This is a genomic window from Romboutsia timonensis (assembly GCF_900106845.1).
Lineage (GTDB): Bacteria > Bacillota > Clostridia > Peptostreptococcales > Peptostreptococcaceae > Romboutsia > Romboutsia timonensis.
In genome coordinates, this window is sequence record NZ_LT629849.1 from 21994 (window position 1) to 48547 (window position 26554).

22 protein-coding genes are annotated in these 26554 nt (G+C 28.7%); 20 read left to right on the top strand and 2 right to left on the bottom strand.

The window, feature by feature from the left end; genetic code table 11:
- Nucleotides 1-3: 3 nt before the first annotated feature.
- From BN7997_RS01315 to rlmD, 13 genes are all read left to right on the top strand, one after another.
- A complete protein-coding gene (locus BN7997_RS01315) occupies nucleotides 4-801 on the top strand; it encodes a formate/nitrite transporter family protein (RefSeq protein WP_071119087.1) in 798 nt (265 codons plus the stop codon).
- A gap of 180 nt (nucleotides 802-981) precedes the next feature.
- On the top strand, nucleotides 982-1896 hold the full coding sequence (murB, locus tag BN7997_RS01320; RefSeq protein ID WP_071119088.1) for a UDP-N-acetylmuramate dehydrogenase: 915 nt from the start codon (nucleotides 982-984) through the stop codon (nucleotides 1894-1896).
- A gap of 3 nt (nucleotides 1897-1899) precedes the next feature.
- Complete coding sequence (locus BN7997_RS01325; protein ID WP_071119089.1) at nucleotides 1900-2613, top strand: PHP domain-containing protein; 714 nt, start codon at nucleotides 1900-1902, stop codon at nucleotides 2611-2613.
- 18 nt (nucleotides 2614-2631) lie between these two features.
- On the top strand, nucleotides 2632-3489 hold the full coding sequence (rapZ, locus tag BN7997_RS01330) for an RNase adapter RapZ (protein WP_071119090.1): 858 nt from the start codon (nucleotides 2632-2634) through the stop codon (nucleotides 3487-3489).
- A gap of 13 nt (nucleotides 3490-3502) precedes the next feature.
- A complete protein-coding gene (locus tag BN7997_RS01335; RefSeq protein WP_083334973.1) occupies nucleotides 3503-4612 on the top strand; it encodes a gluconeogenesis factor YvcK family protein in 1110 nt (369 codons plus the stop codon).
- Nucleotides 4613-4677: 65 nt separating this feature from the next.
- Nucleotides 4678-5103, top strand: coding sequence for an NUDIX hydrolase (locus BN7997_RS01340; protein WP_071119092.1), 426 nt, complete (start codon nucleotides 4678-4680; stop codon nucleotides 5101-5103).
- Nucleotides 5104-5120: 17 nt separating this feature from the next.
- Nucleotides 5121-6071, top strand: a complete 951-nt coding sequence (gene whiA, locus BN7997_RS01345) for a DNA-binding protein WhiA (RefSeq protein WP_071119093.1) — start codon at nucleotides 5121-5123, stop codon at nucleotides 6069-6071.
- 228 nt (nucleotides 6072-6299) lie between these two features.
- Complete coding sequence (locus tag BN7997_RS01350; protein WP_071119094.1) at nucleotides 6300-9836, top strand: DNA polymerase III subunit alpha; 3537 nt, start codon at nucleotides 6300-6302, stop codon at nucleotides 9834-9836.
- Nucleotides 9837-10043: 207 nt separating this feature from the next.
- A complete protein-coding gene (gene pfkA, locus BN7997_RS01355) occupies nucleotides 10044-11003 on the top strand; it encodes a 6-phosphofructokinase (protein ID WP_071119095.1) in 960 nt (319 codons plus the stop codon).
- 18 nt (nucleotides 11004-11021) lie between these two features.
- Nucleotides 11022-12782 carry a pyruvate kinase gene (gene pyk, locus BN7997_RS01360; protein ID WP_071119096.1) on the top strand — a complete coding sequence of 587 codons (1761 nt, stop codon included), beginning with the start codon at nucleotides 11022-11024 and terminating at the stop codon, nucleotides 12780-12782.
- 229 nt (nucleotides 12783-13011) lie between these two features.
- Complete coding sequence (locus BN7997_RS01365) at nucleotides 13012-14583, top strand: sodium:neurotransmitter symporter family protein (protein ID WP_071119097.1); 1572 nt, start codon at nucleotides 13012-13014, stop codon at nucleotides 14581-14583.
- A gap of 177 nt (nucleotides 14584-14760) precedes the next feature.
- A complete protein-coding gene (locus BN7997_RS01370; protein WP_071119098.1) occupies nucleotides 14761-15453 on the top strand; it encodes a hypothetical protein in 693 nt (230 codons plus the stop codon).
- 76 nt (nucleotides 15454-15529) lie between these two features.
- Nucleotides 15530-16897 (top strand): 23S rRNA (uracil(1939)-C(5))-methyltransferase RlmD, encoded by a 1368-nt coding sequence (gene rlmD / locus BN7997_RS01375; protein WP_071119099.1) that lies wholly within the window; start codon nucleotides 15530-15532, stop codon nucleotides 16895-16897.
- Here the strand turns inward: rlmD and BN7997_RS16275 are convergent.
- Nucleotides 16878-17927, bottom strand: coding sequence for a recombinase family protein (locus BN7997_RS16275; RefSeq protein WP_330385854.1), 1050 nt, complete (start codon nucleotides 17925-17927; stop codon nucleotides 16878-16880). The two genes, rlmD and BN7997_RS16275, sit on opposite strands and share 20 nt — an antisense overlap.
- Here BN7997_RS16275 and BN7997_RS01385 point away from each other — a divergent pair.
- The 7 genes from BN7997_RS01385 to BN7997_RS01415 all read left to right on the top strand — a co-directional run bounded on the left by BN7997_RS01385 (nucleotide 17913) and on the right by BN7997_RS01415 (nucleotide 24937).
- Nucleotides 17913-18251 (top strand): DUF6075 family protein, encoded by a 339-nt coding sequence (locus BN7997_RS01385; protein WP_278335229.1) that lies wholly within the window; start codon nucleotides 17913-17915, stop codon nucleotides 18249-18251. The genes BN7997_RS16275 and BN7997_RS01385 overlap by 15 nt on opposite strands.
- A 250-nt stretch (nucleotides 18252-18501) precedes the next feature.
- Nucleotides 18502-19170 carry a response regulator transcription factor gene (locus BN7997_RS01390; protein WP_071119102.1) on the top strand — a complete coding sequence of 223 codons (669 nt, stop codon included), beginning with the start codon at nucleotides 18502-18504 and terminating at the stop codon, nucleotides 19168-19170.
- The gene (locus BN7997_RS01395; RefSeq protein ID WP_071119103.1) at nucleotides 19167-20177 is read left to right on the top strand and encodes a sensor histidine kinase; all 1011 of its coding nucleotides are present in this window, start codon (nucleotides 19167-19169) and stop codon (nucleotides 20175-20177) included. The genes BN7997_RS01390 and BN7997_RS01395 overlap by 4 nt, the downstream gene beginning before the upstream one ends.
- 99 nt (nucleotides 20178-20276) lie before the next feature.
- A complete protein-coding gene (locus tag BN7997_RS01400) occupies nucleotides 20277-21044 on the top strand; it encodes an ABC transporter ATP-binding protein (RefSeq protein WP_071119104.1) in 768 nt (255 codons plus the stop codon).
- The gene (locus BN7997_RS01405) at nucleotides 21034-23118 is read left to right on the top strand and encodes an FtsX-like permease family protein (RefSeq protein ID WP_071119105.1); all 2085 of its coding nucleotides are present in this window, start codon (nucleotides 21034-21036) and stop codon (nucleotides 23116-23118) included. The genes BN7997_RS01400 and BN7997_RS01405 overlap by 11 nt, the downstream gene beginning before the upstream one ends.
- A gap of 379 nt (nucleotides 23119-23497) precedes the next feature.
- Nucleotides 23498-23818, top strand: coding sequence for a (2Fe-2S)-binding protein (locus BN7997_RS01410; protein ID WP_071119106.1), 321 nt, complete (start codon nucleotides 23498-23500; stop codon nucleotides 23816-23818).
- 183 nt (nucleotides 23819-24001) lie between these two features.
- Nucleotides 24002-24937, top strand: coding sequence for a phosphoglycerate dehydrogenase (locus tag BN7997_RS01415; RefSeq protein WP_071119107.1), 936 nt, complete (start codon nucleotides 24002-24004; stop codon nucleotides 24935-24937).
- Between the two features lie 46 nt (nucleotides 24938-24983).
- Here BN7997_RS01415 and BN7997_RS01420 read toward each other — a convergent pair whose 3' ends face one another.
- A complete protein-coding gene (locus BN7997_RS01420; RefSeq protein WP_071119108.1) occupies nucleotides 24984-26330 on the bottom strand; it encodes an APC family permease in 1347 nt (448 codons plus the stop codon).
- Between the last annotated feature and the right edge of the window lie 224 nt (nucleotides 26331-26554).

Here is a 26554-nt window from a genome sequence, read left to right on the forward strand (position 1 = left end):
CTTATGGACAAAAGATTCTTAACACCCGAAGAAGTAGCAAATGCTACTATAAATGCAAGTATTAAAAAAGCTAGCCTAGATACAGCTAGTTGTATATGGTTGGGTATACTTGCAGGAATTTTTATAGGCTTAGGAGGAGCAGGAAATATATTAGCATCTCAAACACTATCTAATATAGATGCTGGTTTAGCTAGATTAGTTGGAGCTACTGTGTTTCCTGTAGGACTTATGTTAGTAGTTATATGTGGTGCTGAGCTATTTACTGGTAATAACTTAATGACATTAGCTGTTATGAATAAAAAGATAACATTAAGAGAACTTTTTAGGAATTGGTCACTAGTGTATATTGCAAACTTTATAGGTTCAACGCTTTTAGCAGTAGCAATTTTCTACGCAGGTACATTTAATGGTGATGCATCAAATAAAGTAATATCAATTGCACAGTCAAAATCAACGCTTACCATTTTAGAGGCTCTTATAAGGGGTATATTGTGTAACATGATAGTTGTTTTAGCCGTATGGATGGCAACAGCAGCACAAGATATAATATCTAAAATTTTTGCTTGTTGGTTTCCGATAATGCTATTTGTACTATGTGGATTTGAGCATAGTGTTGCAAATATGTTTTTTATACCAATGGGTATGCTATTAGGTGCTAATGTAACTATAGGACAATTAATAACTAATTTAATAGTTGTAACAATAGGTAATATGATAGGTGGTGCTATTTTAATTCCATATATGTATAATAAAATATTTATACGAAACCAAAGTAGTGAGAAAGCGGCACATAATAAGTAAAATTATATATTATAGAAAATAGTGCGTTGATATAGTAATATCAACGCTTTTTTAATACTTTTAAGACCTTTTTATATTGTTATTTTTTTTTTAATACATTATTATATTAATTATATAAAAATAATATAGTGTAAATGTAAGCGATAAATTAATAAATATTTTAATTATGGAGGAAATTTAATGAATAAGAAATATATATATGAATGTTTGTTAAATATAATAGATAAAGAAAATATAAAATTAGATGAGCCTATGAAAAAGCATATTTCTTTTAGAGTAGGTGGACCGGCAGATATATTAGTTAAACCTAGAACAGAAGAACAAATAGCGAAAGTTGTAAAGCTTTTAAAAGAAGAAAATGTACCTTATATTGTAATAGGTAATGGATCTAACCTTTTAGTGAAAGATGGTGGAGTTAGAGGAGTAGTAATAGAAATATCAGATAACTTCAATGATTTTAATATCGATGGAAATATAGTAAATATACAATCTGGTGCATTACTTTCGTTTGTAGGAAAATCTGTATTAAGAGCTGAACTAAAAGGATTTGAATTCGCGGCTGGTATACCAGGAACTCTAGGAGGAGCATTAGCTATGAATGCAGGTGCTTATGGCGGAGAAATGAAGGATATAGTTAAGTCTGTCAGACTTATGGATACAGATGGAAATATACTTGACTTTACAAATGAACAAATGGAGTTTTCTTATAGAAGAAGTATACTTTCAAGAACAGATTATATAGTATTATCTGCTCAGATAGAGTTAGAAAATGGAAGTTATGATGAAATAAAAGCAACAATGGCTGATTTTACTCAAAGAAGAGTTACAAAGCAACCTTTAAGCTTACCAAGTGCAGGAAGTACATTTAAAAGACCAGAAGGTCATTTCGCAGCTAAATTAATAGATGATAGTGGATTAAGAGGACTTACACTAAGAGGTGCACAAGTTTCTGAAAAGCACTGTGGATTTGTTGTAAATTTAGGGAATGCTAAAGCTAAGGATATTTTAGATTTAATGTATATAGTTAAAAGTACAGTAAAAGCAAAATATGGAATAACTTTAGAGGAAGAAGTCAAAATACTTGGAGAGGATTAATAAATGCAAATACTAGCAGATTATCATACTCATACTAAATATAGCCATGGGAAAGGAACTATAGAAGAGAATGTATTAGAAGCTATTTCTAAAGGTATTAAAACAATAGGAATATCAGACCATGGATATAAACATTTAGCATATGGAATAAAATTAAATGATATTTATAAGATGAGAGAAGAAATAGATAAATTAAATGAAAAATATTCAAATATAGAAATTCTTCTTGGTATGGAATGTAATATTTTAGATAGTTACGGAAATATAGACATAAATGATAAAATTATTGAAAACTGTGACTATATTATGGCTGGATATCATTTTGCATCTACGCCGACATCTTTAAAAAGTATGTTTAATCATTGTAATAACTACATGATAAAAAATGAAAAATCTAAAGAGTACAATACTAAGGCTATAATAAATGCTATGAAAAATAATGACATATTCATAATAACTCATCCTGGAGATAAGGGTGATGTGTATATAGAAGAAATAGCGAAGGTAGCAAAAAATACAGATACAAGATTAGAAATAAATAGTAGTCATGGATTTTTAAATAGTAGTCAATTAGTTAAAATAAAAGGCATAGGAAATAAATTTATCATAGGGTCAGATGCTCATATACCTCAGAATGTAGGTAACTTCGATTTAGCTATGAAAATTGTAAAAGAAGCAAGTGTAGATTTATCATTAATAGAAAATATAAAAATATAGGTGAAAAGGGGGAATATTATGAAATTTGTAATTGTAACAGGACTATCAGGTTCAGGAAAAAGTGAAGCTATGAGAGCTTTAGAAGACATGGGTTTTTACTGTGTAGATAACTTACCTCCTGCCTTAATAACTAAATTTGCAGAGTTATGCTATCAACCTAATTCTAGTATAGATAAGGTTGCTTTAGGTATAGATATAAGAGGAAGAAAGTTCTTTGAAACGCTTTACGAAAGTTTAGCATATTTGGAAAAAGAAAATTATCAATATGAAATACTTTATCTAGATTGTTCAGACGATGTTTTATTAAAAAGATATAAGATGACAAGAAGAAATCATCCATTATCTAAGAATATACAAATACCAGAAGGTATAAAAATGGAAAGAAAGATATTAGAGCCTTTAAGGGAAAAGGCAAGTTGTATAATAGATACAACAAATATGAAGCCTAAAGATTTAAAAGAGGAAATTGGAAAAATATACTCTATAGGTGAGAATAATCCTAAGCTAACAATATCAGTAGTATCTTTTGGATTTAAGCATGGAATACCATCTGACTGTGATCTTGTATTTGATGTTAGATTCTTACCTAATCCATATTATATTGAAGATTTAAGACCTAAGACTGGTGATGATAAAGAAGTTAGAGATTATGTTATGAACTCTAAGATTAGTGAAGAGTTTTATGCAAAACTTACTGATATGATACAGTTTTTAGTTCCTCAATATATTGAGGAAGGAAAACAACATCTAGTAATAGGAATTGGATGTACAGGAGGAAGACACAGATCAGTTACTATATCAAATCTTATATACGATGATTTAGTTAATAGAGGTTATAGAGTGGTTAAAAAGCATAGAGACTCTATGTTAAGATAGTATGGAGGCAAAAATGACAAGTATATTTATGGTCATAGGAATTGTAGGATGGATTGCTTTATTAACATCTATATATGTATATAAGAAGGCGAAAGATGAAAGATTAAAATCGATTACGATAGATGATAAAGAAAGTACGGATCCTAATGTAGTAGTTATCGGAGGAGGAACGGGTCAATCTGTTTTTTTAAGAGGATTGAAAAAGAGAACTCGTAATATAACTGCAATTGTTACTGTTGCAGATGATGGTGGAGGATCTGGTGTACTTAGGGAAGACTTGGGTATGTTACCTCCTGGAGATATAAGAAACTGCTTACTAGCTTTAGCTAATATAGAACCAACTATGAAAGAAGTTATGCAATATAGATTTACAGAAGGCGCTTTAAAAGGTCAGAGTTTTGGGAATTTATTTTTAGCTGCTATGAATGGATTATACGGAAACTTTGAAGTTGCGTTATATAAAATGAGTCAAATATTTGCCATAACAGGAAAAGTTCTACCAGTAACTTTAAATGATATAAACTTGATAGCAAAGCTAAAAAATGGGAAAATAGTAAAAGGTGAATCTAGAATACCAAAAGAGGTTAAAGATGACAAAACCTATATAGAAAGAGTATATTTAGATGAACAAGATGCAGTACCTTTAGATGAAGTAATTAACTCTATAGAAAATGCTGATATAATTATTATGGGTCCAGGAAGTTTATATACGAGCATAATACCGAATTTATTAGTAAATGGAGTGGTCGATGCAATTGAAAAATCTAAAGCTCCTAAAGTGTATATATGTAATATAATGACTCAACCAGGAGAAACAGATGACCATAATGTTTTAGATCATGTCAATGCTATAGTAAAGCATACCAATAAAAATATAATAGATTATGTAATATCTAATAATGAAGTTTTGCCTAAAGAAATGATTGATAGATATCAAAAAGATGGTGCAAAACAAGTTATATTAGATGATAAACAAAGAAAAATATTAAAAACTATGGGAGCAAAAACTATAGAAGAAAATCTAATTGAAATAAAAAATAATTATATTAGACACGATGCAGGTCATATTTCAGATATAGTAATTAATTTGGCACTACGTCATGATAATGACAAAGATAAGTAAAAAAGGATTTTAAAGATTTATGTAGAAATTCTTATTATTATGTTAGTTTTAAGGAGTGAACATCTATGAGAGAAGAGGTTAGTGCCGGTGGTGTAGTGCTTTTTGGCAATGCTATACTTTTACTTAGAAAATTCAATGGAGATTGGGTTTTACCAAAGGGAAAGGTAGAAGAAGGAGAGAATAGACAAGAAGCAGCACTTAGAGAAGTACTAGAGGAAACAGGAGTAAAAGCAGATATATTAAAGTACTTAGGAGAAATTCATTACACATTTAAAGAAAACTGGGATGAAAATAGAGCTGTTCATAAAACGGTTTTTTGGTACTTAATGCAAGCAAGAAATATGAATACAGTTCCACAAAAAGAAGAAGGATTCATTGATGCTAAATTTATACACTTAGATAGAGTTGTTGATTTGGCTAGATATGATGACGAAAAAGAAATAATAAAAGTAGCCTTGCAAGAAATAAAAAAAAGGCTAAAAAAGAACTAGTAAAATAGGTGATAGATATGTCTTTTTCAGCTGAAACTAAAAATGAATTAGCAAGGGTTATATCTAATGATGATTATTGTAATATGACTGAATTAGCTGCAATAGTTAGATTAGCAGGAAGTATACAGATTGCAGGTTATAGAAAATTGAATTTAAAGATTACTACAGAATTAAATTCTGTAGCAAGAAAAGTATTTAAATTACTTAAACAAAATTTTGGTATAAATACGACTATATCTGTAAATAAGAATCAAATGTTAAAAAGAAATAATAGTTATGTTCTTATAGTAACAAGTGAAATGGGATCAGAAAATTTATTAAGAGAGCTTGGAATATTAGAACCAGGGGATGGATTTTATACTGTAAATAAAGTTCCTGAAAACTTATTACAAAATGAAGAGTGTATAAGGTCATTTATAAGGGGCGCATTCATAGGAGGCGGGTCTATAAGTGATCCTGGAAAAAACTATCATATGGAATTTGTAACTAATAATGAGGATTTTGCTAAATCTTTAAAAGATTTAATAAATAAATTAGGATTCAACTGTAAGGTTGTTTCAAGAAAAAATAACTTTGTAGTATACTTAAAAGAAAGTGAACAAATATCAGATTTACTTAGTATAATAGGAGCACACAATGCCCTTTTAAGCCTACAAAATACGAAAATAGTGAAGGCTATGAGAAATAATGTAAATCGTATAGTTAATTGTGAAACTGCAAATCTTTCAAAAACTGTAAATGCATCTGTTAGACAGATAGAAAATATAAAGCTTATCCAAGATACGATAGGTATAAGTAGTCTACCAGAAAATTTACAAGAGATAGCTAGAATTAGGTTAGAGTGTGAAGACATGACCCTAAAGGAATTAGGAGAAATGTTAGAACCTCCAATAGGAAAATCTGGAGTTAACCATAGACTAAGGAAAATAGAAGAAATAGCGAATGACTTAAGAAGTAAGCAAGAATAAATAAAAAGGGGATATATTTTGATATATCTCCTTTTATTTTGGGTAATTACACTTTAACTAACTAATTAGATTAAGATTATTTAATCATATAATCAATAAAATATATTAATCATATTTGATTGGTATATTAATATCATATCGATAGTAATATGATGTATTTTATTGATACATCGCTCAAGATAAATAAATTTTATGGTAAAATTAAAGAATAATCTAGGAGGTGATAGGATGAGTAAAGATTTTGCACATCTTCATGTTCATACTGAATATAGCTTACTAGACGGTTTTTCTAGAGTAAAGAACCTTATAAGTAGAGCAAAAGAATTAAATATGAGTTCTGTTGCCATAACAGACCATGGATGTATGTTTGGTGTAATAGATTTCTATAAAGAAGCTAAAAAACAAGGAATAAAACCAATTATAGGTTGTGAAGTATATACAGCTCCACGTAGCTTGAGAGATAAAGATCCTAACTATGATAAAAGACAAGGACACTTAATTCTTTTAGCTAAAAATATGGATGGATATAAAAACTTAATTAAAATGGTATCTACTTCATATGTAGAAGGATTTTATTATAAGCCTAGAGTAGATATAGATGAGTTAAAAAAATATAGTGATGGAATAATAGCACTATCTGCTTGTTTAGCAGGAGATATTTCTCAGGCTCTAATGGATAGGAATTATGAAAAGGCTAAAAATATAGCCTTACAATATAGAGATATATTTGGAGAGGGAAATTTTTATTTAGAAATACAGGATCACGGTTTACCGGAACAAAAAGAAGTCAATGCAGCTTTAGTAAAATTATCTAAGGAAATTAATATACCATTAGTTGCAACTAATGATATCCATTATGTAAACAAAGAAGATTCTAAAATACATGATGTACTAATGTGTATACAAATGGGAAAAACAGTTAATGACCCAAATAGAATGAGATTTGGTAGTGATGAGTTTTATTTAAAATCAAGAGAAGAAATGGAGGAATTATTTCCATATGCACCAGAGGCTATAGATAATACAGTTAAGATAGCTGAAATGTGTAACATAGAATTTGATTTTAATACAATACATCTTCCTAAATATGATGTACCAGAAGGATATACACCAGATACTTATCTAAGAGAGTTATGTTTTAAAGGTCTTGAAGAGAGGTATGATAATCCAAGCCAAGAAATTATAGATAGACTTAACTATGAGTTAGGTGTAATTGAGAAGATGGGTTATGTAGAATATTTTTTAATAACTTGGGATTTTATAAACTTCTCAAAAGAAAATAATATAATGGTTGGTCCTGGAAGAGGTAGTGCTGCAGGTTCTATAGTTGCATACACATTAAAGATAACGGATATAGACCCTATAAAATATTCTCTTCTATTTGAGCGTTTCCTTAATCCTGAGCGTGTATCTATGCCAGATATAGATATAGACTTCTGTTATGAAAGAAGAGAAGAAGTTATAGATTATGTTAAAAGAAAATATGGAGAAGACCATGTTGCTCAGATAATAACATTTGGAACAATGGGAGCAAAAGCGGCTATAAGAGATGTAGGAAGAGTTTTAGACATACCATATAATAAAGTTGATAAAATAGCAAAGGAAATACCTTTTGCACTTGGTATGACTATTGATAAGGCACTAGAAACTAATCCAACACTAAGAGATTTATATCAACAAGATAGAGAAACTAGAGAAGTTATAGATATATCAAAGAGAATAGAAGGTATGTTAAGACATGCATCTACTCATGCAGCAGGTGTAGTTATATCTAAAAATCCAGTAGATGAATATGTTCCACTTTATAAACATCAAGATGCTATAACAACTCAATTTACAATGACTACACTAGAAGAACTTGGTCTGCTAAAGATGGATTTCTTAGGACTTAGAACTCTTACAGTAATAAGAGATGCACTTAACTTAATAGAAAAGAATCATAATAGAAAAATAGATTTTTCAAAGATGGATTATGATGACCCCAAGGTATTTGAACTTTTATCTTCAGGAAATACATTAGGTGTATTCCAGTTAGAAAGTGCTGGTATGAGGGTATTCATGAAACAATTAAAGCCAGATAATTTTGAAGATATAGTAGCGGGAATATCTTTATATAGACCAGGTCCTATGGATTCCATACCAACTTACATTGAAAATAAAACTAATCCACAAAATGTAACATACTTACATGAAAATCTAAAACCTATCATGGAAGTTACCTATGGATGTTTAGTTTATCAAGAACAAGTTATGCAAGTTGTTAGAGAATTAGGCGGATATACGTATGGACGTAGTGACTTAGTTAGAAGAGCTATGGGTAAGAAAAAAATGGACGTAATGGAAGAGGAAAGAAGATACTTCGTTTACGGAAAAGAAGATGAGAATGGAAATATAGAGATAGCTGGGTGTATAAGAAATGGTGTACCAGAAGATATAGCTAATAAGATATTTGATGATATGATAGACTTTGCAAAGTATGCATTTAATAAATCGCATGCTGCGGCATACGGTGTTTTATCGTATCAAACAGCATATTTAAAAGCATATTATCCAGTTGAATTTATGGCTGCTTTAATAACTAGTGTAATGGGAAATACAGATAAGGTTGTAGAATATATAAGAGAATGTAATGCATTAGGTATAGAAGTATTAAAGCCAGATATAAATAAAAGTTTTTCTAAATTCTCGGTTGAAGGAAATAATATAAGATTTGGACTAGCAGCAGTTAAAAATGTTGGTGTAAATATTATAGAAAATATAATTAATGAAAGAAATCTTAATGGTGAATTTGTAGATTTCTCAGATTTAGCTAAAAGATTAGATTCAAAAGATACTAATAAGAGAGTTATAGAAAGTTTAATTAAATGTGGTGCTTTTGATGAAATAAGTGAAAATAGAGCAAGTCTAATGGCTGGATATGAAAATGTCTTAGATAGTATATCTATGGATAGAAAGAAAAATGTACAAGGTCAAATATCATTATTTGATGTTTTTGGAGCTAGTGAAGAAAATAACTTACAAGAGACTAATACAATACCTAAATTACCTGAATATCAAGAAAGAGAAAAACTTAGTTTAGAAAAAGAGGTTTTAGGAATGTATGTAAGTGGACATCCACTATCAGAGTTCAAGGAAATTTTAACTAAGAATACATCGATAGATAATGGAAAATTAAATTCCTTAAAAGAAGATGAAGAATCATACTTAAGTCTAGATGAAAGAGATGTAATAATGGGCGGTATGATAGCAAATAAAACTATAAAAACTACGAAACGTAATGATATAATGGCATTTTTAGACTTAGAAGACTTGTATGGAAATATAGAAGTTATAGTATTCCCTCAAACCTTAAAAAAATATAACCAAATTCTAAATGAAGATAGTATAATCTTTATAAGAGGAGTATTAAATATAAAAGAAGGGGAAGAACCTAAGATTGTAGCAAGAGATATTGTAGATATAGATAATGTATATCAACTAAATAGAGGAATATATGATTCAAAAAAACATATTAATAATACAGAAAACCATAGAAAAAACTCGAAAAATGGTTTATATTTAAAAGTAGATTCATATAATAATGTAAATATGATGGAGAATATATCTAATATATTAAAGAGATATCCAGGAGAAGAAAATATATTTTTATATGCAGAGGATACTAAAAAATTATATAAATATAATGGATTTAGTGTAACTATTTCTGATAGATTAATTACTGAATTAAATAATATACTTCCAAAAGAAAATATAAAGATAAGATAGTTAATAAATATAAAAAAATTAGGATATTAAAATAAAAATTTTATTATATAATATTAATATAAAAAAATTGGAAAAATTATGTTATAATATCATAAAATGGACATTTTAGTAGACCTAATTTTTTTACTCATAATGGGATAAAAAAACATAATAGGGACTAAAAATGTCCCTAAGGGTGTTAATATAGAGAATATAGGAGGTAAAGCCATGAAAACTATAGGAATATTGACAAGTGGAGGAGATGCTCCAGGAATGAATGCAGCTATAAGAGCTGTTGTTAGGTCAGCAATATACTATGGATGTAAGGTTTATGGTATCAACAGAGGATATAAAGGATTAATAGAAGAAGATATACAAGAAATGAATCTATCTTCTGTTGGAGATATTATACATAGAGGTGGAACAATATTAAAATCTTCTAGATGTGAAGAATTCAAAACTGAAGAAGGAAGAGCAATAGGAGTAAAAGTTCTTAAAAAGTATGGTATTGATTGTCTAGTTGTTATAGGTGGAGATGGATCATTTAATGGTGCTCAGAAACTTAGTGATCTAGGATTTCCAGCTATAGGTATTCCAGGAACTATTGATAATGATTTAGCTTATACTGATTATACTATAGGATTTGATACAACTCAAAATACAATAATAGATGCTATAGGTAAAATAAGAGACACATCTTCTTCTCATGAAAGGGTTAACATAATAGAAGTAATGGGAAGACACTGTGGAGACTTAGCTTTATATGCAGGTCTTGCAGGGGGGGCAGAAACTGTAATAGTTCCAGAAGTAGACTTTAAAGTAGAAGATGTATGTAATAAATTAAAGACTACTCAAAAAAGAGGAAAAAGACACAGTATAATAGTTTTAGCTGAAGGTGTTGGAAATGCTCAAGACTTAGGAAAAGAAATAATAAAAGAGACAGGAGCAGACTTAAGGGTAACTGTACTTGGACATGTCCAAAGAGGTGGTAGCCCAACAGCATTTGATAGAATATTAGCAAGTAGAATGGGAGTAAGAGCAGTAGAGCTATTATTAGATGGTAAAGCTGCTAGAGTAGTAGGTATAAGAGACAATAAAATCATAGACATGGACATACATGAAGCTTTATCAATGACTAAAGAATTTGATAAGGATACTTATGAAATGGTAAAAATACTATCTATATAATTTAGGAGGAATATATATATGTTAAAAAACACTAAGAGGACTAAAATAGTTTGTACATTAGGACCTGCATCAGAGAAGGAAGAAGTACTAACTGCATTAATTGAAAATGGATTAAATGTAACTAGAATGAATTTCTCTCATGGTTCACATGAAGAACATAAAGGAAGAATGGATTTAGTAAAGAAGGTTAGAGAAAAGTTAAATAAGCCAGTGGCTCTATTACTAGATACAAAAGGACCAGAAATAAGAACTGGGAATTTTGATCAACCAGAAGTACTATTAGAAGAAGGTCAAAAGTTCACTATAACAATGAAAGATGTTATGGGAACAAAAGAAATATGTACAGTAAGTTATAAAGGACTTGCAAATGATGTAGTTGCTGGGGATACTATATTAATAGATGACGGATTAGTTGGTCTTAGAGTTGAAGAAGTAAATGGTGATGACATACTTTGTATAGTTGAAAACTCAGGAATAGTTAAAAACCACAAAGGTGTAAACGTACCAGGAGTAAAAATAAACTTGCCAGCATTAACTGATAAGGATATAAGTGATATAGAATTTGGTATATCTCAAGGAATAGATTTTATAGCTGCATCTTTCGTTAGAAAAGTTTCTGACGTATTAGCTATAAGAGAAGTTTTAGAAAGAAACAATGCAACAGATATACAAATAATATCTAAGATAGAAAACCAAGAAGGTGTAGATAACTTAGATGATATAATAGCTGTATCTGATGGTATAATGGTTGCTAGAGGGGACCTTGGAGTTGAAATACCAACAGAAGAAATACCTGTAGTTCAAAAAATGATGATAGCAAAATGTAATAAAGCAGGAAAGCCAGTAATAACAGCTACTCAAATGTTAGATTCTATGATGAGAAATCCTAGACCAACAAGAGCAGAAGTTACAGACGTTGCAAATGCTATATACGATGGAACAGATGCAATAATGCTATCAGGAGAAACTGCTGCTGGTAAATATCCAGTAGAAGCAGTAAAAATTATGGCTACTATAGCAAAGAGAACTGAAGAAACTTTAAATTATGATAACTTATTAGAAAAGAATTCTAGAAATAACGAAACTGTTACAGATGCTATAAGTCATGCTACTTGTACAACAGCAGTTAATTTAAATGCTTCAGCTATAATAACTTCAACTTCATCAGGACATACTGCTAGAATGGTATCTAAGTGCAGACCTAAGTGTCCAATAATAGCTACTACAAATGATGATAAGGTAATGAGAAGACTTGCTCTTACTTGGGGTGTTTATCCAGTTAAAGCTGAAGTAGCAGGAAATACAGATGAGGTTATAGAAAACTCTATAGAAACATCTAAAAATGCAGGATACATAAATAATGGTGAATTAGTAGTTATAACTGCTGGAGTTCCAGTTGGAATAAGCGGAACTACAAACTTAATAAAAGTTCATGTTATAAGTGAAGAAATAGTAAAAGGTATAGGTGTAGGATCTAAAACTGTAGAAGGTAAAGTTCGTATTATAAAAGGTAACGAAGATTGTGTAGAATTTAATGAAGGTGATATATTAGTTACAACTATGACTGATATAGAAATGAACTCTCATATAGAAAAATGTGCTGCTATAATAACTGAAGAAGGTGGAATGACATCTCATGCAGCTATAGTAGGTATAAGCTTAAATAAACCAGTTATAGTATCTGCAACAAATATATTAGAATCTGTTAAAGATGGAGAAATAGTAACTGTAGATGCATCTAGAGGAGTAATATACAGAGGATCTACAAGAGTTTTATAAGAAATACAAATATAAATTAAGATTTTAATTTATATTAAAAAATATTGAAAAACAATATAATATTGTGATACTATTCTTTTAAGAATATTAAGTTAGCCACTAAGTTTATCAAATAAACATAGTGGCTATTTCATAAAATAAAATTTTCGGAAAATTCCATATAGACTGAAAATTGAAGTAATAAATATGTTAAAAATAGTATACATATAAAATAAAGGGGGAATACAAAATGGATGAAAGTAGAGGGAATTGGGGATCTAAAGTAGGTCTTATACTAGCAATGGCAGGTAATGCTGTTGGTCTTGGGAACTTTTGGAGATTTCCATATGTAGCTGCTTCAAATGGTGGAGGAGCATTTATGATACCATATTTCTTTGCATTAATAGTGATAGGTATGCCGTTAATGATGGTTGAATGGAGTATAGGGAGATATGGAGGAAAATATGGACATGGAACTATGGGTCCAATAATGTATTTGCAAGCAAAACAGGCTATGACTCCTAAAAAAGCAATTATAGTAGGTTCTTTATCTGGTATGATAGCATTTGGTGTTACTATATTAGTTAACTCTTATTATAATCAACTTATAGGATGGTCATTGGGATATGGATTTAATTCTTTAACTGGTGGTTATATGGATTCAAGTATATCAACAGGAGAATTTTTTGCATCTTACATACAAAATCCATCAAATTTAATATTTTGGATAATATCATTATTAGTATTAGCTTTTGCAGTAATGAAGGGAATAGAGAAGGGAATAGAGTCTTGGGCAAAGATTATGATGCCTGTTTTATATGCATTTGGAATCATATTATGTATTAGATCATTAACTTTAGGAGCACCAGTAAATCCAGATTGGAGTTCATTAAAAGGGTTAAACTTTATATGGAATCCAGATTTTAGTCAATTATCTTGGGGATCAGCAATAGCAGCGTCTGGTCAAATATTCTTTACATTGTCTTTAGGTATGGGGATAATTCAAAATTATGCATCTTATCTTAAACCAGATGAAGATATAATAACTGCTTCAGTAGCAACAATATCATTAAATGAATTTGCAGAAGTTATATTAGGTGGTACAGCAGTTATACCTATAGCATATGCATTTTTAGGTGAAGAAGGTATAAAAGGAAGTATAGGCCTTGCTTATATGGCATTGCCTAACGTATTTAGAACTATGACAGGCGGAGGAATATTTGGAGCAGTTTGGTTCTTATTATTATTCTTTGCGGGTATAACATCTGCAATAGCGATGTATAACTATTTAGTTGCATTATTAGAAGAAGATGCAGGAATAAATAGAAAAAAAGGTGCTTGGATAGTATTCTTTGGATATATAATAGTAGGTCTTCCTGTTGCGTTAGAGCCAATACTAACAAAAACAGCAGAGTTAATATACTTTATGGAAGTCGATAACTGGATAGGTAACTATTTATTAATAGTATTAGGATTAATAGAAATAGTTATAATTGGGTGGTGTGTAAAAGATAGAGCACTTGAAGAAATGAATAAAGGTGGTTTATGGAAGGTTCCAAAGTGGTACTTTAGACTATTCCATCAATTCTTGACTCCTATAACAATAATAACATTTTTAATATTCTTTACATTAGATTATGCTAAAGCTGGAAACTTTAATTTGGTACCATCTTACGTTGCCAATATGCCAAGTCTAGTTATATGGGTTAATCTAGGTAGAATAGCCGTTATAGGTGTTTTAATAGTAGGATATATTCAATCATATAAGGCAATTAAAAATAAATATAAATATGAAATAGATGGTATTGTTGAATTTTCATAAAAGGGGGCGATGTAATGACTAGTGCAGCATGGATGTTCTTGGGTTGTATATGGACTATTATATTTGTGACTATAGGTATTTCTATGAGAAAGATAGTGAAAAATCAATAGAATATAAATATACATTAATGAAGAGTTTTATATAATGTGAATATAAACTGATAAGGGGACAATAGGAATGAAAGGAAAATTAGCTGCAGCTAATATAACTCAGATAATAAATGAGTTAAAAAAAATAAGTAGTTTAAATAAAAGAAAGAAAGATAAATATATAAGTAAGCTAGAAGAATTACATAAGTTATATATTAATATAGAAATCGATGAAAAATTTAAAATACAATATAATCGAATGAATGAAAAAGGGAAAGAAGTTATAAAAGAATTAAAATCGACTAAGGAAAAAAATAAAATAGAGTCAGTAATAGAAGTTTACACAAGATATCTAACAGCATCATTATGTGACTTTCAAGGTAAAACTATAAACCTTAGAAAGTATATAACTAGCTTCTTATTTTGTGCAATGCTATTTTTAGCTTTAACTCCTCAATTCTTTGGATTCTTTTTACCTATATTATTTTTTATACCGATATATATAGGATTAAAGGGAGTTAAACAAAGAACGATAACAGGGTTTTACATGACCATGAGTGTAATACCAGTTGCATTTATGACTGCTGTAACATGGATAAGATATGGTATAAATGTAAAGCAAGATTATGTAGCTTCATTAAAAATGATAGTTGATAGTGGAATATCTCAAAATTTAGCAGAAATTCTTATAGTGACAGGTCCAGTACTTGGGTTTGTGCTATTTATATTTGCATCAATACAATTATATCAAGGGATTAAAACTAAAGATTTATTTATATAAGGGCTTTAAAAGCTCTTATTTTTTTGGTAAAATAAAATATTGGATTTAAAAAAATAAATGTACGGAGGACTAACCTATGTTATCAAAAAATAAAGAGTATGTTGTAGATATAGTTGATATAGGTCAAGGTGGAGTAGGAATAGGAAAATATGAAGGTTTTACTGTTTTTGTAGAGGGCGGATTAATACAAGATAAAGTAAAAGTAAGAATAAACAAGTCTAAAAAGAACTATGCAGTAGGAGATATAGTTGAAATAATTGAAAAATCACCATTTAGAGTTGATAGAATCTGTAGTGATGATTTAAAAGACTGCGGTGGATGTCAAATACAAGAGTTAGATTACAATAAGCAACTTGAGTTAAAAACAAATGAGGTTAAGCAAGTTATATCTAGAATAGGAAAATTAGAAAATGTTGAAATACATGAAACGATAGGTATGCAAAGTCCTTGTAGATATAGAAATAAGGCTCAATTTCCAATACAAAATATAAATGGTTCAACTGCTATAGGTTTTTACAAAAAGAAGAGCCATGATGTTATACCTACTGATATGTGCGTAATACAACATGATATAAATGATAAAATAATAAAGATAATAAAAACTTATATTCAAGCTTATAATGTAAGTATTTATAATGAAACTACTCATACAGGAGTTTTAAGACACTTAGTGACAAAGGTTGGTTTTACAACTAATGAGGTAATGGTAGTTTTAGTTGCTAATGGAACTAATTTACCACATCTAAATGAGTTAGCTTCTGTATTAAAAGAAAATATACTAGGATTTAAGACTTTAGTTCTTAATGTTAATAAAGCTAAAACTAATGTAATATTAGGAAAAGAAAATAAAGTTATATATGGAAATGGAAAGATAAATGACTACATCGGAGATTTAGTATTTGAAATATCTCCATTATCATTCTTCCAAGTTAATCCTGTTCAAACTGAAGTTTTATATAATAAAGCATTAGAATATGCAGAGTTAAAGGAAAATGATACTGTATTTGATATATACTGTGGAATAGGATCAATATCTCTATTTTTAGCACAAAAAGCTACTAAGGTATATGGTATTGAAATAGTTGAAGATGCTATAAAAGACGCTAAAATTAATGCTAAATTAAACAACTTAAATAATGTGGAATTCTATGTTGGAAAAGCTGAAGAAGTCGTTCCTAAAATGTACAGTGAAGGAAAAACTGCAAATGTAGTTGTAGTAGACCCTCCTAGAAAAGGATGCGATGAAAAGGTATTAGATACGATAGTATCAATGAAACCAGATAGAGTAGTGTATGTTTCATGTAATCCATCTACTTTAGCTAGAGATTTAGCATACTTAGATGAAAGAGGGTATAAGTGTGTAGAAATACAACCTGTAGATATGTTCCCTCACACAATGCACGTTGAATGCTGTGCGAAGATAGTTAAGAAGTCTGATTTATAAAATCAGATAAACATATAGATGATTCCGAGAATCGGTAATAGATTCTCGGAGTACCATCTTCAGACACTTCAATTTTATCTATTAATCGATTTACTACATCGGGTGTTAAATCATTTATATTAGAAGCTATACTTTTAAAATAGCACATACCACTACTTAGGTTAGAATTTAAATTAGTACTCATAGTACTTTCAAGCAACAGTTTTTCACTTTTTAATTCATTTAGTTCTGAGTTAATACTTTCTACAAGATTATCGTAATCATCTTTACTGATACAATCATCGATGAATTTATTAAGAGCATTATTTTTCCTTGTAGTTAGCTTTGAAATTTTAGTTTCTATGCTATCTAATTTATTTTTACTAGATTTAGATTCTTTATTTAAATTTGAACTAATATTATCTAAAAATGATTTATTAGATATAGTGGTTAAGATAAAATCTATATCAGATAGAATTATATCTTTCAGATTTTGTTCACGTATTATATGAGAGCTACAAGCTTTAATACCATGCTTATTGAAGCTACCACAGATATATCCTTTTCTATTCTTTTTAAAATGCATACCATGACTACAATCTGCACATATAAGAATATTACTAAATATATGAGTACTTTGAGCAGGTCTTTTTCTTCTACGAGAAGATATTAGTTGTTGAACTGCATTAAACTCATCCTTAGAGATTATAGCTTCATGGGTATTTTCAATAATAATTAAATCTTCATTAGAAGCAGTATTTCTTTTAGTAGAAGTAACACTTTTAGTTGTAGTCCTTCCTTGAACTAAATTACCTATAAAATGAGGATTTTCTAGAATACATCTTACAGATGAGCCATTCCATTTAGATGAGGCACTTTTAATACAAGCAACTTGACTAGGAGTAGGTATATCATCATTGTAAAGATTTCTAGCTATAGCATCAAAACCTATACCACTTAGATATTCTCTAAATATTCTTCGTACAATACTAGGTGTGAAATCATCTTTTACAAATAATTTCCCATTCTCACAGTAATAAGCTTTAAGAATGAACTACATGAAAAGTATTATAAATATAGACTTGGTAAAATAAATGAAGATGATAAATATATTTGTTCTGCATACTATATTCTTTCGTCGATGGAGATGTTTTATAATACAGATTTACTATTAAACAATAATTTAAATAGAGATATGATATTAAAAAGATTTGAAAAGTCATCTAAATCTGAAAAAACTCTAATAAGGATAGCTATGAATCTATATAGAGGTTGTATAGATGAAGATTTTAATATGGCAAGGATTTTAAATTATATATTAGATGAGGAAAATACAGATATAGTTTTAAATGCATATAAGGCATTTAGTGCATAAAATGATTTAACATATAACTATAATAAAGCAAGATAATGTATCATGAGCTTAAAAAACTAAATTGAACAAGTATAACAATATTTAATAGGAAGTCTTTTATGACTTTCTTTTTAATTACACAAAACTATAAATATAGTGCTTAGATAATGAGAAATGCTATAATAACCATAAGGCATAATTATTGGTTAATTTATAATTGAAATAAACCTAACATAATAGAATAAAATATGTGAGGAGATGGAGAAAAAGAATGTTTACTATAATGATAATAGAAGATAATGAACTAATAAGAAATGAGATTCATAATTTATTAGATTTAAATAAATATAAAACAATAAAAATACATGATTTCAATAACATTACAAATCAAGTAAAAGAGTATAATCCAGATTTAATACTGTTGGACATAAATTTACCAAATGATGATGGATTTAAAATATGTACAGAAATAAGGAGTTTTTCAAAAACACCTATAATATTTGTAACAAGTAGAAGTACAAATATTGATGAACTTATGGGAATAACTTTAGGAGCAGATGATTTTATAACAAAGCCATATAATACACAGATACTTTTAGCAAGAGTAGCTTCAGTTTTGAAAAGAGCATATCCTAATGAAAAAATTACAGATAATATCGAACATAATGGTATAACTTTAAATATATTAACAAACACAATACAGTACAATGATAAATCAGTAGAACTTACTAAAAATGAATTTAAAATACTACATTACTTACTGATAAATAGAGGAAAGATAGTTTCGAGGGTAGATATATTAGACTACTTATGGGATAGTGCATTATTTGTAAATGATAATACACTTACAGTTAATATTACAAGAATAAGGAATAAGATGGAAGAATTAGGGATAAAGGATTATATAAAAACTAAAAGAGGACAAGGTTATATGATATGAGTATACAAGAGTATCTAAATAAAAGGATTGGAGTAATTAGTTTAAATATTATATCTTTAATAGTATTGTCTGTATTTCTATTTAGTTCAGGAAATACATTTGAAGTCATAAAGATTATATGGATTACATGGGGAATGGTATTATCGATGTATCTCTTACATGAATATAAGACCATAGAGAAGCATTTCTATAAACTAAATAAGTATATTGAAAATACAGATAAAAAGTATCTATTAAGTGAAATAATAGAGCAACCTAAATACATAGAAGCAATACCATATTACTATATTTTGAAAAAAGCTAGTAAGTCTATGAGAGAAGAAATAAATACAATAAAAAATCAAAAAAAGGATTATAAAGAGTACATAGAAAAATGGATACATGAGGTAAAAACACCTATTTCAGCTATTAAGTTAATAGAAGAGAACAACAAAACATCTACATCAAGGTTAGTATTACAAGAATTAGAAGAAATTGATAGATATGTAGAGCAAGCATTATTCTATGCTCGAAGTGAAGATGTTGAAAAAGACTATTTAGTAAAAGAAATCTCTTTAGAAAAATGTATAAATAGTGTCATCACTCGAAATAAGCAAGTACTTATACTTAATAGTATTGATATAGAGATATATGATATTTGCGAAAGTGTATATAGTGATAGTAAATGGCTAGAGTTCATATTAAATCAAATTATAGTCAATTGTATAAAATATAGAAAAGAGAATGAAAGTACTATAAAAATATATACTAAAGAAATAAAAAATGCAGTTGATTTAACTATTTATGATAATGGAATAGGGATACCTAGTGATGAGATAAGTAGGGTATTTAATAAAGGGTTTACAGGAAATAAAGGTCGTGTAAATTATAAATCAACAGGCATAGGATTGTACTTGTGCAAAAAACTGTGTGATAAGTTAGGTTTATTAATAAAAATTGAATCAGAAGAAAATGAGTATACAAAGATTAATATTATTTTTCCAAAGGGGAACTTTTCTAAGGTTTAGGAAAATACATCTCTATGTTACAATATCGTAACATTAATGAAAGGTTAAATCGAATCAAAGTAGAGATAAATCATATAAAATAACCTTGAGGTGATAAATATGGGTGAAATATTAAAGATTGATAGTATAGAAAAATACTATGGAAATAAGGGTAATATATTAAAAGCAATTGATGATGTAAGCTTCGAGGTACAAAAAGGTGAATTCGTAGGGGTTATGGGACCATCTGGTTCAGGAAAAACAACTTTGCTAAATGTTATAGCAACGATTGATGAGGTAAGTTCTGGTCACATTTATTTAAATGGAAAAGATTTAACGGAAATAAATAAAAAGGAAATAGGTAGATTTAGAAGAGAAAATTTAGGATTTATATTTCAGGATTTTAACTTGATAGATACTTTGACAATACATGAAAATATAGCTTTAGCACTAACCATAAATAAAACTAATAAAAATGAAATAGATGGTAAGGTAAATTCAGTAGCAAAAGAACTCGGTATAGAAGAAATACTTACAAAATACCCATATGAAGTATCAGGAGGACAAAAACAAAGAACAGCTTGTGCAAGAGCGTTAATAACAAATCCAAAGTTGATACTTGCAGATGAGCCAACAGGAGCATTAGACTCAAGGTCAGCTCAAATGTTGATAGAGATGATATCAAGTTTAAATAAAGACTTTAAAGCTACAATACTAATGGTAACTCATGATTCTTTTACGGCGAGTTATTGTGATAGGATTTTATTTATTAAAGATGGAAAGATATTTACAGAATTAGTAAGAGGTAATAATACACGAAAACAATTTTTTAATCAGATACTAGATGTAGTTGCATTGTTAGGTGGTGATGTAAGGGATGTACGTTAAACTAGCCATAAATAATGCAAAGAAATCTATTAAAGATTATTTGATATATTTTATAACTATAACAATGTGTGTAAGTTTATTTTATGCTTTTACATCTTTATCAAGTTCTAGTTATGAACTGATAACAGAGGATTCTTATAATTTTGAACAATTAAAGAAGATGTTAAAGTATTCGACTTATGTAATCACAGCTTTACTTGCAATACTTGTTGCTTATGTAAGTAAGTATATGATTAGAAGGAGACAAAAAGAGTTTGCAACATATATCTTATTAGGGGCTGAGCAAAAAAGTATAGCACTTATGTTTTTTGTAGAGATGTTAATAGTAGGTATACTATCTGTAGTTTGTGGAATATTTGTTGGAACACTTTTTTCACAACTTGTTACAGCATTAGTTTATATAAGTGCTAAACAGGAAGTTGTATTTTCGTTCAAGCTTTACTTTGATACTATTTTTATAACATTTGCATTCTTCATTAGTATGTTTTGTATAGTAGGTATACATAATATAAAAGTTTTAAATAAATCAAAACTTATAGATATGATGAATAATAGCAAGATAAGTGAGTTTAAATTTAAGAAAAGTAAGAACGTTTATACGGTAATATTTTTAGCATCATTAATATTATATAGTATATTTGCATATTCAGCTAAATTCATATTAGACACTAAAAAGAATATGAGTATTAGCAATTATGTAGTGAGTACTCAACAAATGGTATTAGCAGAAGTAGTTTCGCTGGTTTCATTTATATTGGCTACGTATGCTTTATTTTATTCTATATCCTATATTGCTATAAGGATAAAAGAGAAATACGTGAATTTCAAATATAAAGGGACGAATTTATTTTTGTTAGGAGGTATATTATCTAAAATAAATACAACTCCTACTCTGATGGCGACTATATCATTGACATTTTTAGGAGCTTCAATAAGTTTTATAGTTACATTATTAATGTCTCAATGGTCTTTAGGATATTTAGATTATAGAGTTCCATTTGATATAGAGTTAAGAAGTGGGTACTTGGATAAAAATAACGATGAAAAATATAGTATAAATAAAATAGAAGAAATTCCTAAATTCCAATATTCAGATATAATAAATTATATAAAAGATTATGGTGTGGATATAGATGAGTATGAAGAAGTTGAAAAGTATTTCTTAAATGAAGAAGATTTTTATAAAAGGGATGATATGAGCATACCACCATTAGCTATAAGTTTAAGTGACTTCAATAAATTAAGAAATATGCAAGGGTATGAACAAATAAATCTAGCAAATTACGAATACACAACTCAGTGGGATGGTAATACTGAAGATAGTGAAATAGAGAACTATATAAATCAAAATAAATTTTTAAATGTAAGTGGAAGTGATATGAAGATTAGTAAAGATGGATATTATAAGGAAACATTAGGTGAAGGAATTTATAATTATCCTGCTAAAAATATCATTATACTTCCTGATGAAATATGCAAAGGTCTTGTAGGAGCAGGAGTAGACTTATTTATTACAACAAATAATGAAATGAAGTATGAAGATGCTCTTGAATTTGAGTATGAATATATACCTACATGGTTTGAAAACAATAACAAAGATTTGATGAAAAAATATGATTCATCTTATCAATTTATTGTTGGAAGGATTAAGTCAGCGGAAACTAGTGAAATATTAAATGCCAGCTTAGGAATGAGGATATTGGGATTATATTTAGGTACAGTTTTACTTATGATAAGTTTAACAGTGCTTGCGCTTCAACAACTCACAGATTCCATTGAACATAAACAAAGATTTAATATTTTACGAAAGCTTGGAATAGAAGAAGGTGAAATCAATAAAATTGTATTAAAGCAAATAGGAATCTACTTTGCAATTCCTGTGACAATAGGTGTAATAGGGTTTGTAGTATTTATATATAACTACTACCATATATTTGAAACTCAGATGAGTTCATATGTGGGTGATAAAATGTTTATATTAAATATGATTATAGGAATAGTGCTTATGATTATAGTATATGTAAGTTACTTCTTAGGAACATACTATACGTTTAAAAGAAATATAAAAAATTAGCTATAATCTTTACGTTATATCAATAGAAGTACTGATTTAGACACAAATTTGATGTAATATTAGTTTTAAAAGGTAAATAATACTACATACATTTTTAAAATAATGTCTACGCTCAGCACTCAAGGCACGTTGAGACTGTAGCTAAACTAAGAAGAGTAGTATAATTAATATAAGAACCAACTTAACTATTGAGTTTAATAGTAAAGTTGGTTTTTAGATATATTTTATATAAGTAAACACTCAATATAATAAAACTTTTAATAATTTAATATCTTAATAAATATTATTGTACTAAATTATAATTAAAAGTCCCAAATGTTGAAAAATATGGTATATTTATATATATTATAAAACACTAAATAATAAGGAGATTATAAAAATGGCTGGAGATAAAATAATTTGTCATTGTAAACAAGTAAGTTACATAGATATAAGAAAGGCAATGATAGCAGGTGCTCGTACAGTACAAGAGATAAAAGATATGACTGGAGCAGCTACTGGATGTGGAAGATGTGTAGGAGAAATAGAAAAAATATTAGCATCAGTATGTGGATGTAAGGGAGTTTCTCTTGAAGATGTAGTAAATGCAGTTAAAAATGGTGCAGAAACTACAGAAAAAGTGGCTGAAATAACAGGAGCAGGTTCAGCTTGTGGAAGATGTAAAGCTCTTGTTCAAAATGTAATAGATATAAAAAGATAGTATTTAATCTAAACAATTGGATAAAATACTATTAAATAAATGTATCTTACACCTCAGATTAATATCATCATAGTTTGCATACATTTATCTTAAATAGATTAAGTCCTTCAATTTTGAAGGACTTTTTACTTTTATAGTAATAATAGCATTATTAAAAATATATCCTTATATAGGGGTGAAGTTATGAAGGTTTTATTTACTAAGGATTATGGAAAAGAAAAGTTTGATAAAATAAGGGAATTAGGATATGAAATTATGTATTATAATGAAAATATTGTAACTAATAATGAGGATGTAGATAGTGCTGATATATTAGTTACGTATAATCCATTTAGGACTCTAGATATAAATAAAATGGAAAATTTAAAATATATACAGACAACTAGCATAGGTATAGATCAGATACCCGTAGATAAAATTTTAAATAGAGATATTGTCATAGCTAATAACAAGGGTGGTTATAGTATACCAATAGGCGAATGGATAGTTATGTCTATATTAGAAATATATAAAAATAGTAAAAAGTTCCACGAACAACAAATAAATAAGAAGTGGAAAATGAATTTTTCTATAACTGAATTAAGTGGTAAGAAAATTGGATTTATAGGAACAGGGACATTAGCTACAGAAGCAGCTAAAAGGTTACAAGGGTTTGATGTTGAAGTTTGGGGAGTTAATACAACTGGTCACAATAGAGAATATTTTGATAAGTGTTTTGCAAGTGATAAAATGGATGAAGTATTTAAAAATTGTGATGTAGTTGTAGTTACGATACCGGCAACAAAAGATACTTTAGGAATTATAAACAAAGATAAATTTGAAATTATGAAAGATGATTCTGTATTTATAAATGTTGGAAGAGGAAATATTATTAATGAAAAAGATTTAATAAAATACATGAATAAGTTTAGGGGAGTTGCCTTAGATGTATTTGAAAATGAGCCATTAGATAAAAATAGTGAGCTATGGGAATTTGATAATATAATTATAACACCTCATAATTCATGGGCATCTGATAAGAATGAGGAGAGAACTTTTAATATGATTTATGATAATTTAAAAAATTATATTGAAAATAAGCCTTTAAAAAATACAGTTGATATACTCAAAGGATATTAAGTAATAAAAAAACTACTCACACGGGTGAGTAGTTTTTTTATTTATATTAAGCAGCTTTTTCTGTTGCTTCAGAATTAGCTTTATTCTTATTCATGTAAGAGTAAACTGGTAAACCTAGAAGAGTTATAACTAATCCTCCTAAAGATATCATAGTATTAGTCATTCCAGATAAGAATAATTGGTTTACTACAACAAATACACCACATGCTATAGCTATCATTGGAACTATAGGATATAGAGGTACTCTGTATGGTCTGTGTAAGTTTGGTTGATCTTTTCTAAGTTTTATAACACCTATGAATGTTAATGTATAGAATGCCCAAACAGCGAATATAGCTAAATCAGTTAATAAGTTGAATTGTCCTGATAATGCATATAAGCATGATAATACTGCCATTGCTAATGTTGCATTAGCTGGAACACCATTTTTACTTAATTTACCTAATGCTGCAGGTAAATTCTTTTGTTCACCTAAAGTGTAAACTATTCTTGGTCCAGTTAATAAGTAACCATTAAGAGCACCAAATAAAGATATTAATATACCAACAGTTATAAATTTACCACCCATTGGTCCGAATAAGTGCTCAGCAACTGCTGAAGCAGGAGAAGCTACGTTAGCTAATTCACTAGCTGGTAATACCCAAAGGTAAGCTAAGTTTATAACTACGTATACTGCCATAACTAAAGATAAACCACCAATTATTGCTTTTGGTAAATCTTTTCCTGGATCTTTCATTTCACCAGCTATAGCACCAACGTTTATCCATCCATCGTAAGCGAATAATACAGCTATTAATAATTGTCCTATTATGCTCATTGGGTTTACACCTTCAGCAACCATAGGTTGTACTATAGGGTTATTTCCTTCACCTTTTATAAATCCGAATATCATTATTAATATAAGAGGAAGTAATTTACCTACAGTTGATACAGTTTGTATCATACCACCAGCTTTAGAACTAATATTGTTTAATACAGATATTAATAATATGATTCCTAATGCTATAGGCATTGATAAAGATTCGTTTCCTAATAATCCAGCAGATTGTTGTCCGAACATAACTGCTAAAGCAGCTATTGTAGCAGGGAAGAATAATACAGATTGCATCCATCCTGTTAAGAAACCAAGTTTCTTACCGTAGATTTCTTCTATATATACCATCATTCCACCTGTTTTAGGTATTGCAGCTGAAACTTCTGCTGCAGTAAGTCCAGCAGCTATTGTTACTATACCTGCTAAAACCCATACTAACATTCCAAGTCCTGGTGCACCACCAGTTAAAGTGTAAACAGCTTGAGGTTTAAAGAATACTCCACCACCGATAACCATACCAACAACAGTTGATAAAGCAGCAGCAACACCTAAGCTTTTTTCAAGTTGCTTGTTCTCCATTTTTAGATTCCTTTCTTCTGTTAAAATTTTAGTTATAATAAGTACATTAACTATTATAACGCTTTCCAGATAAATTTCAATACTTTTTTCTGTATTTTACGACAAAAAAACACATCAAAAAAATATTTTGCTAAAAATAATAAGTTAACAATAAGTTAAAGTAGCTTTTAAACTATAGTTTTAAAAGTTTTTAAAACTATGAAATGTAAAAAATTTCTACAAAT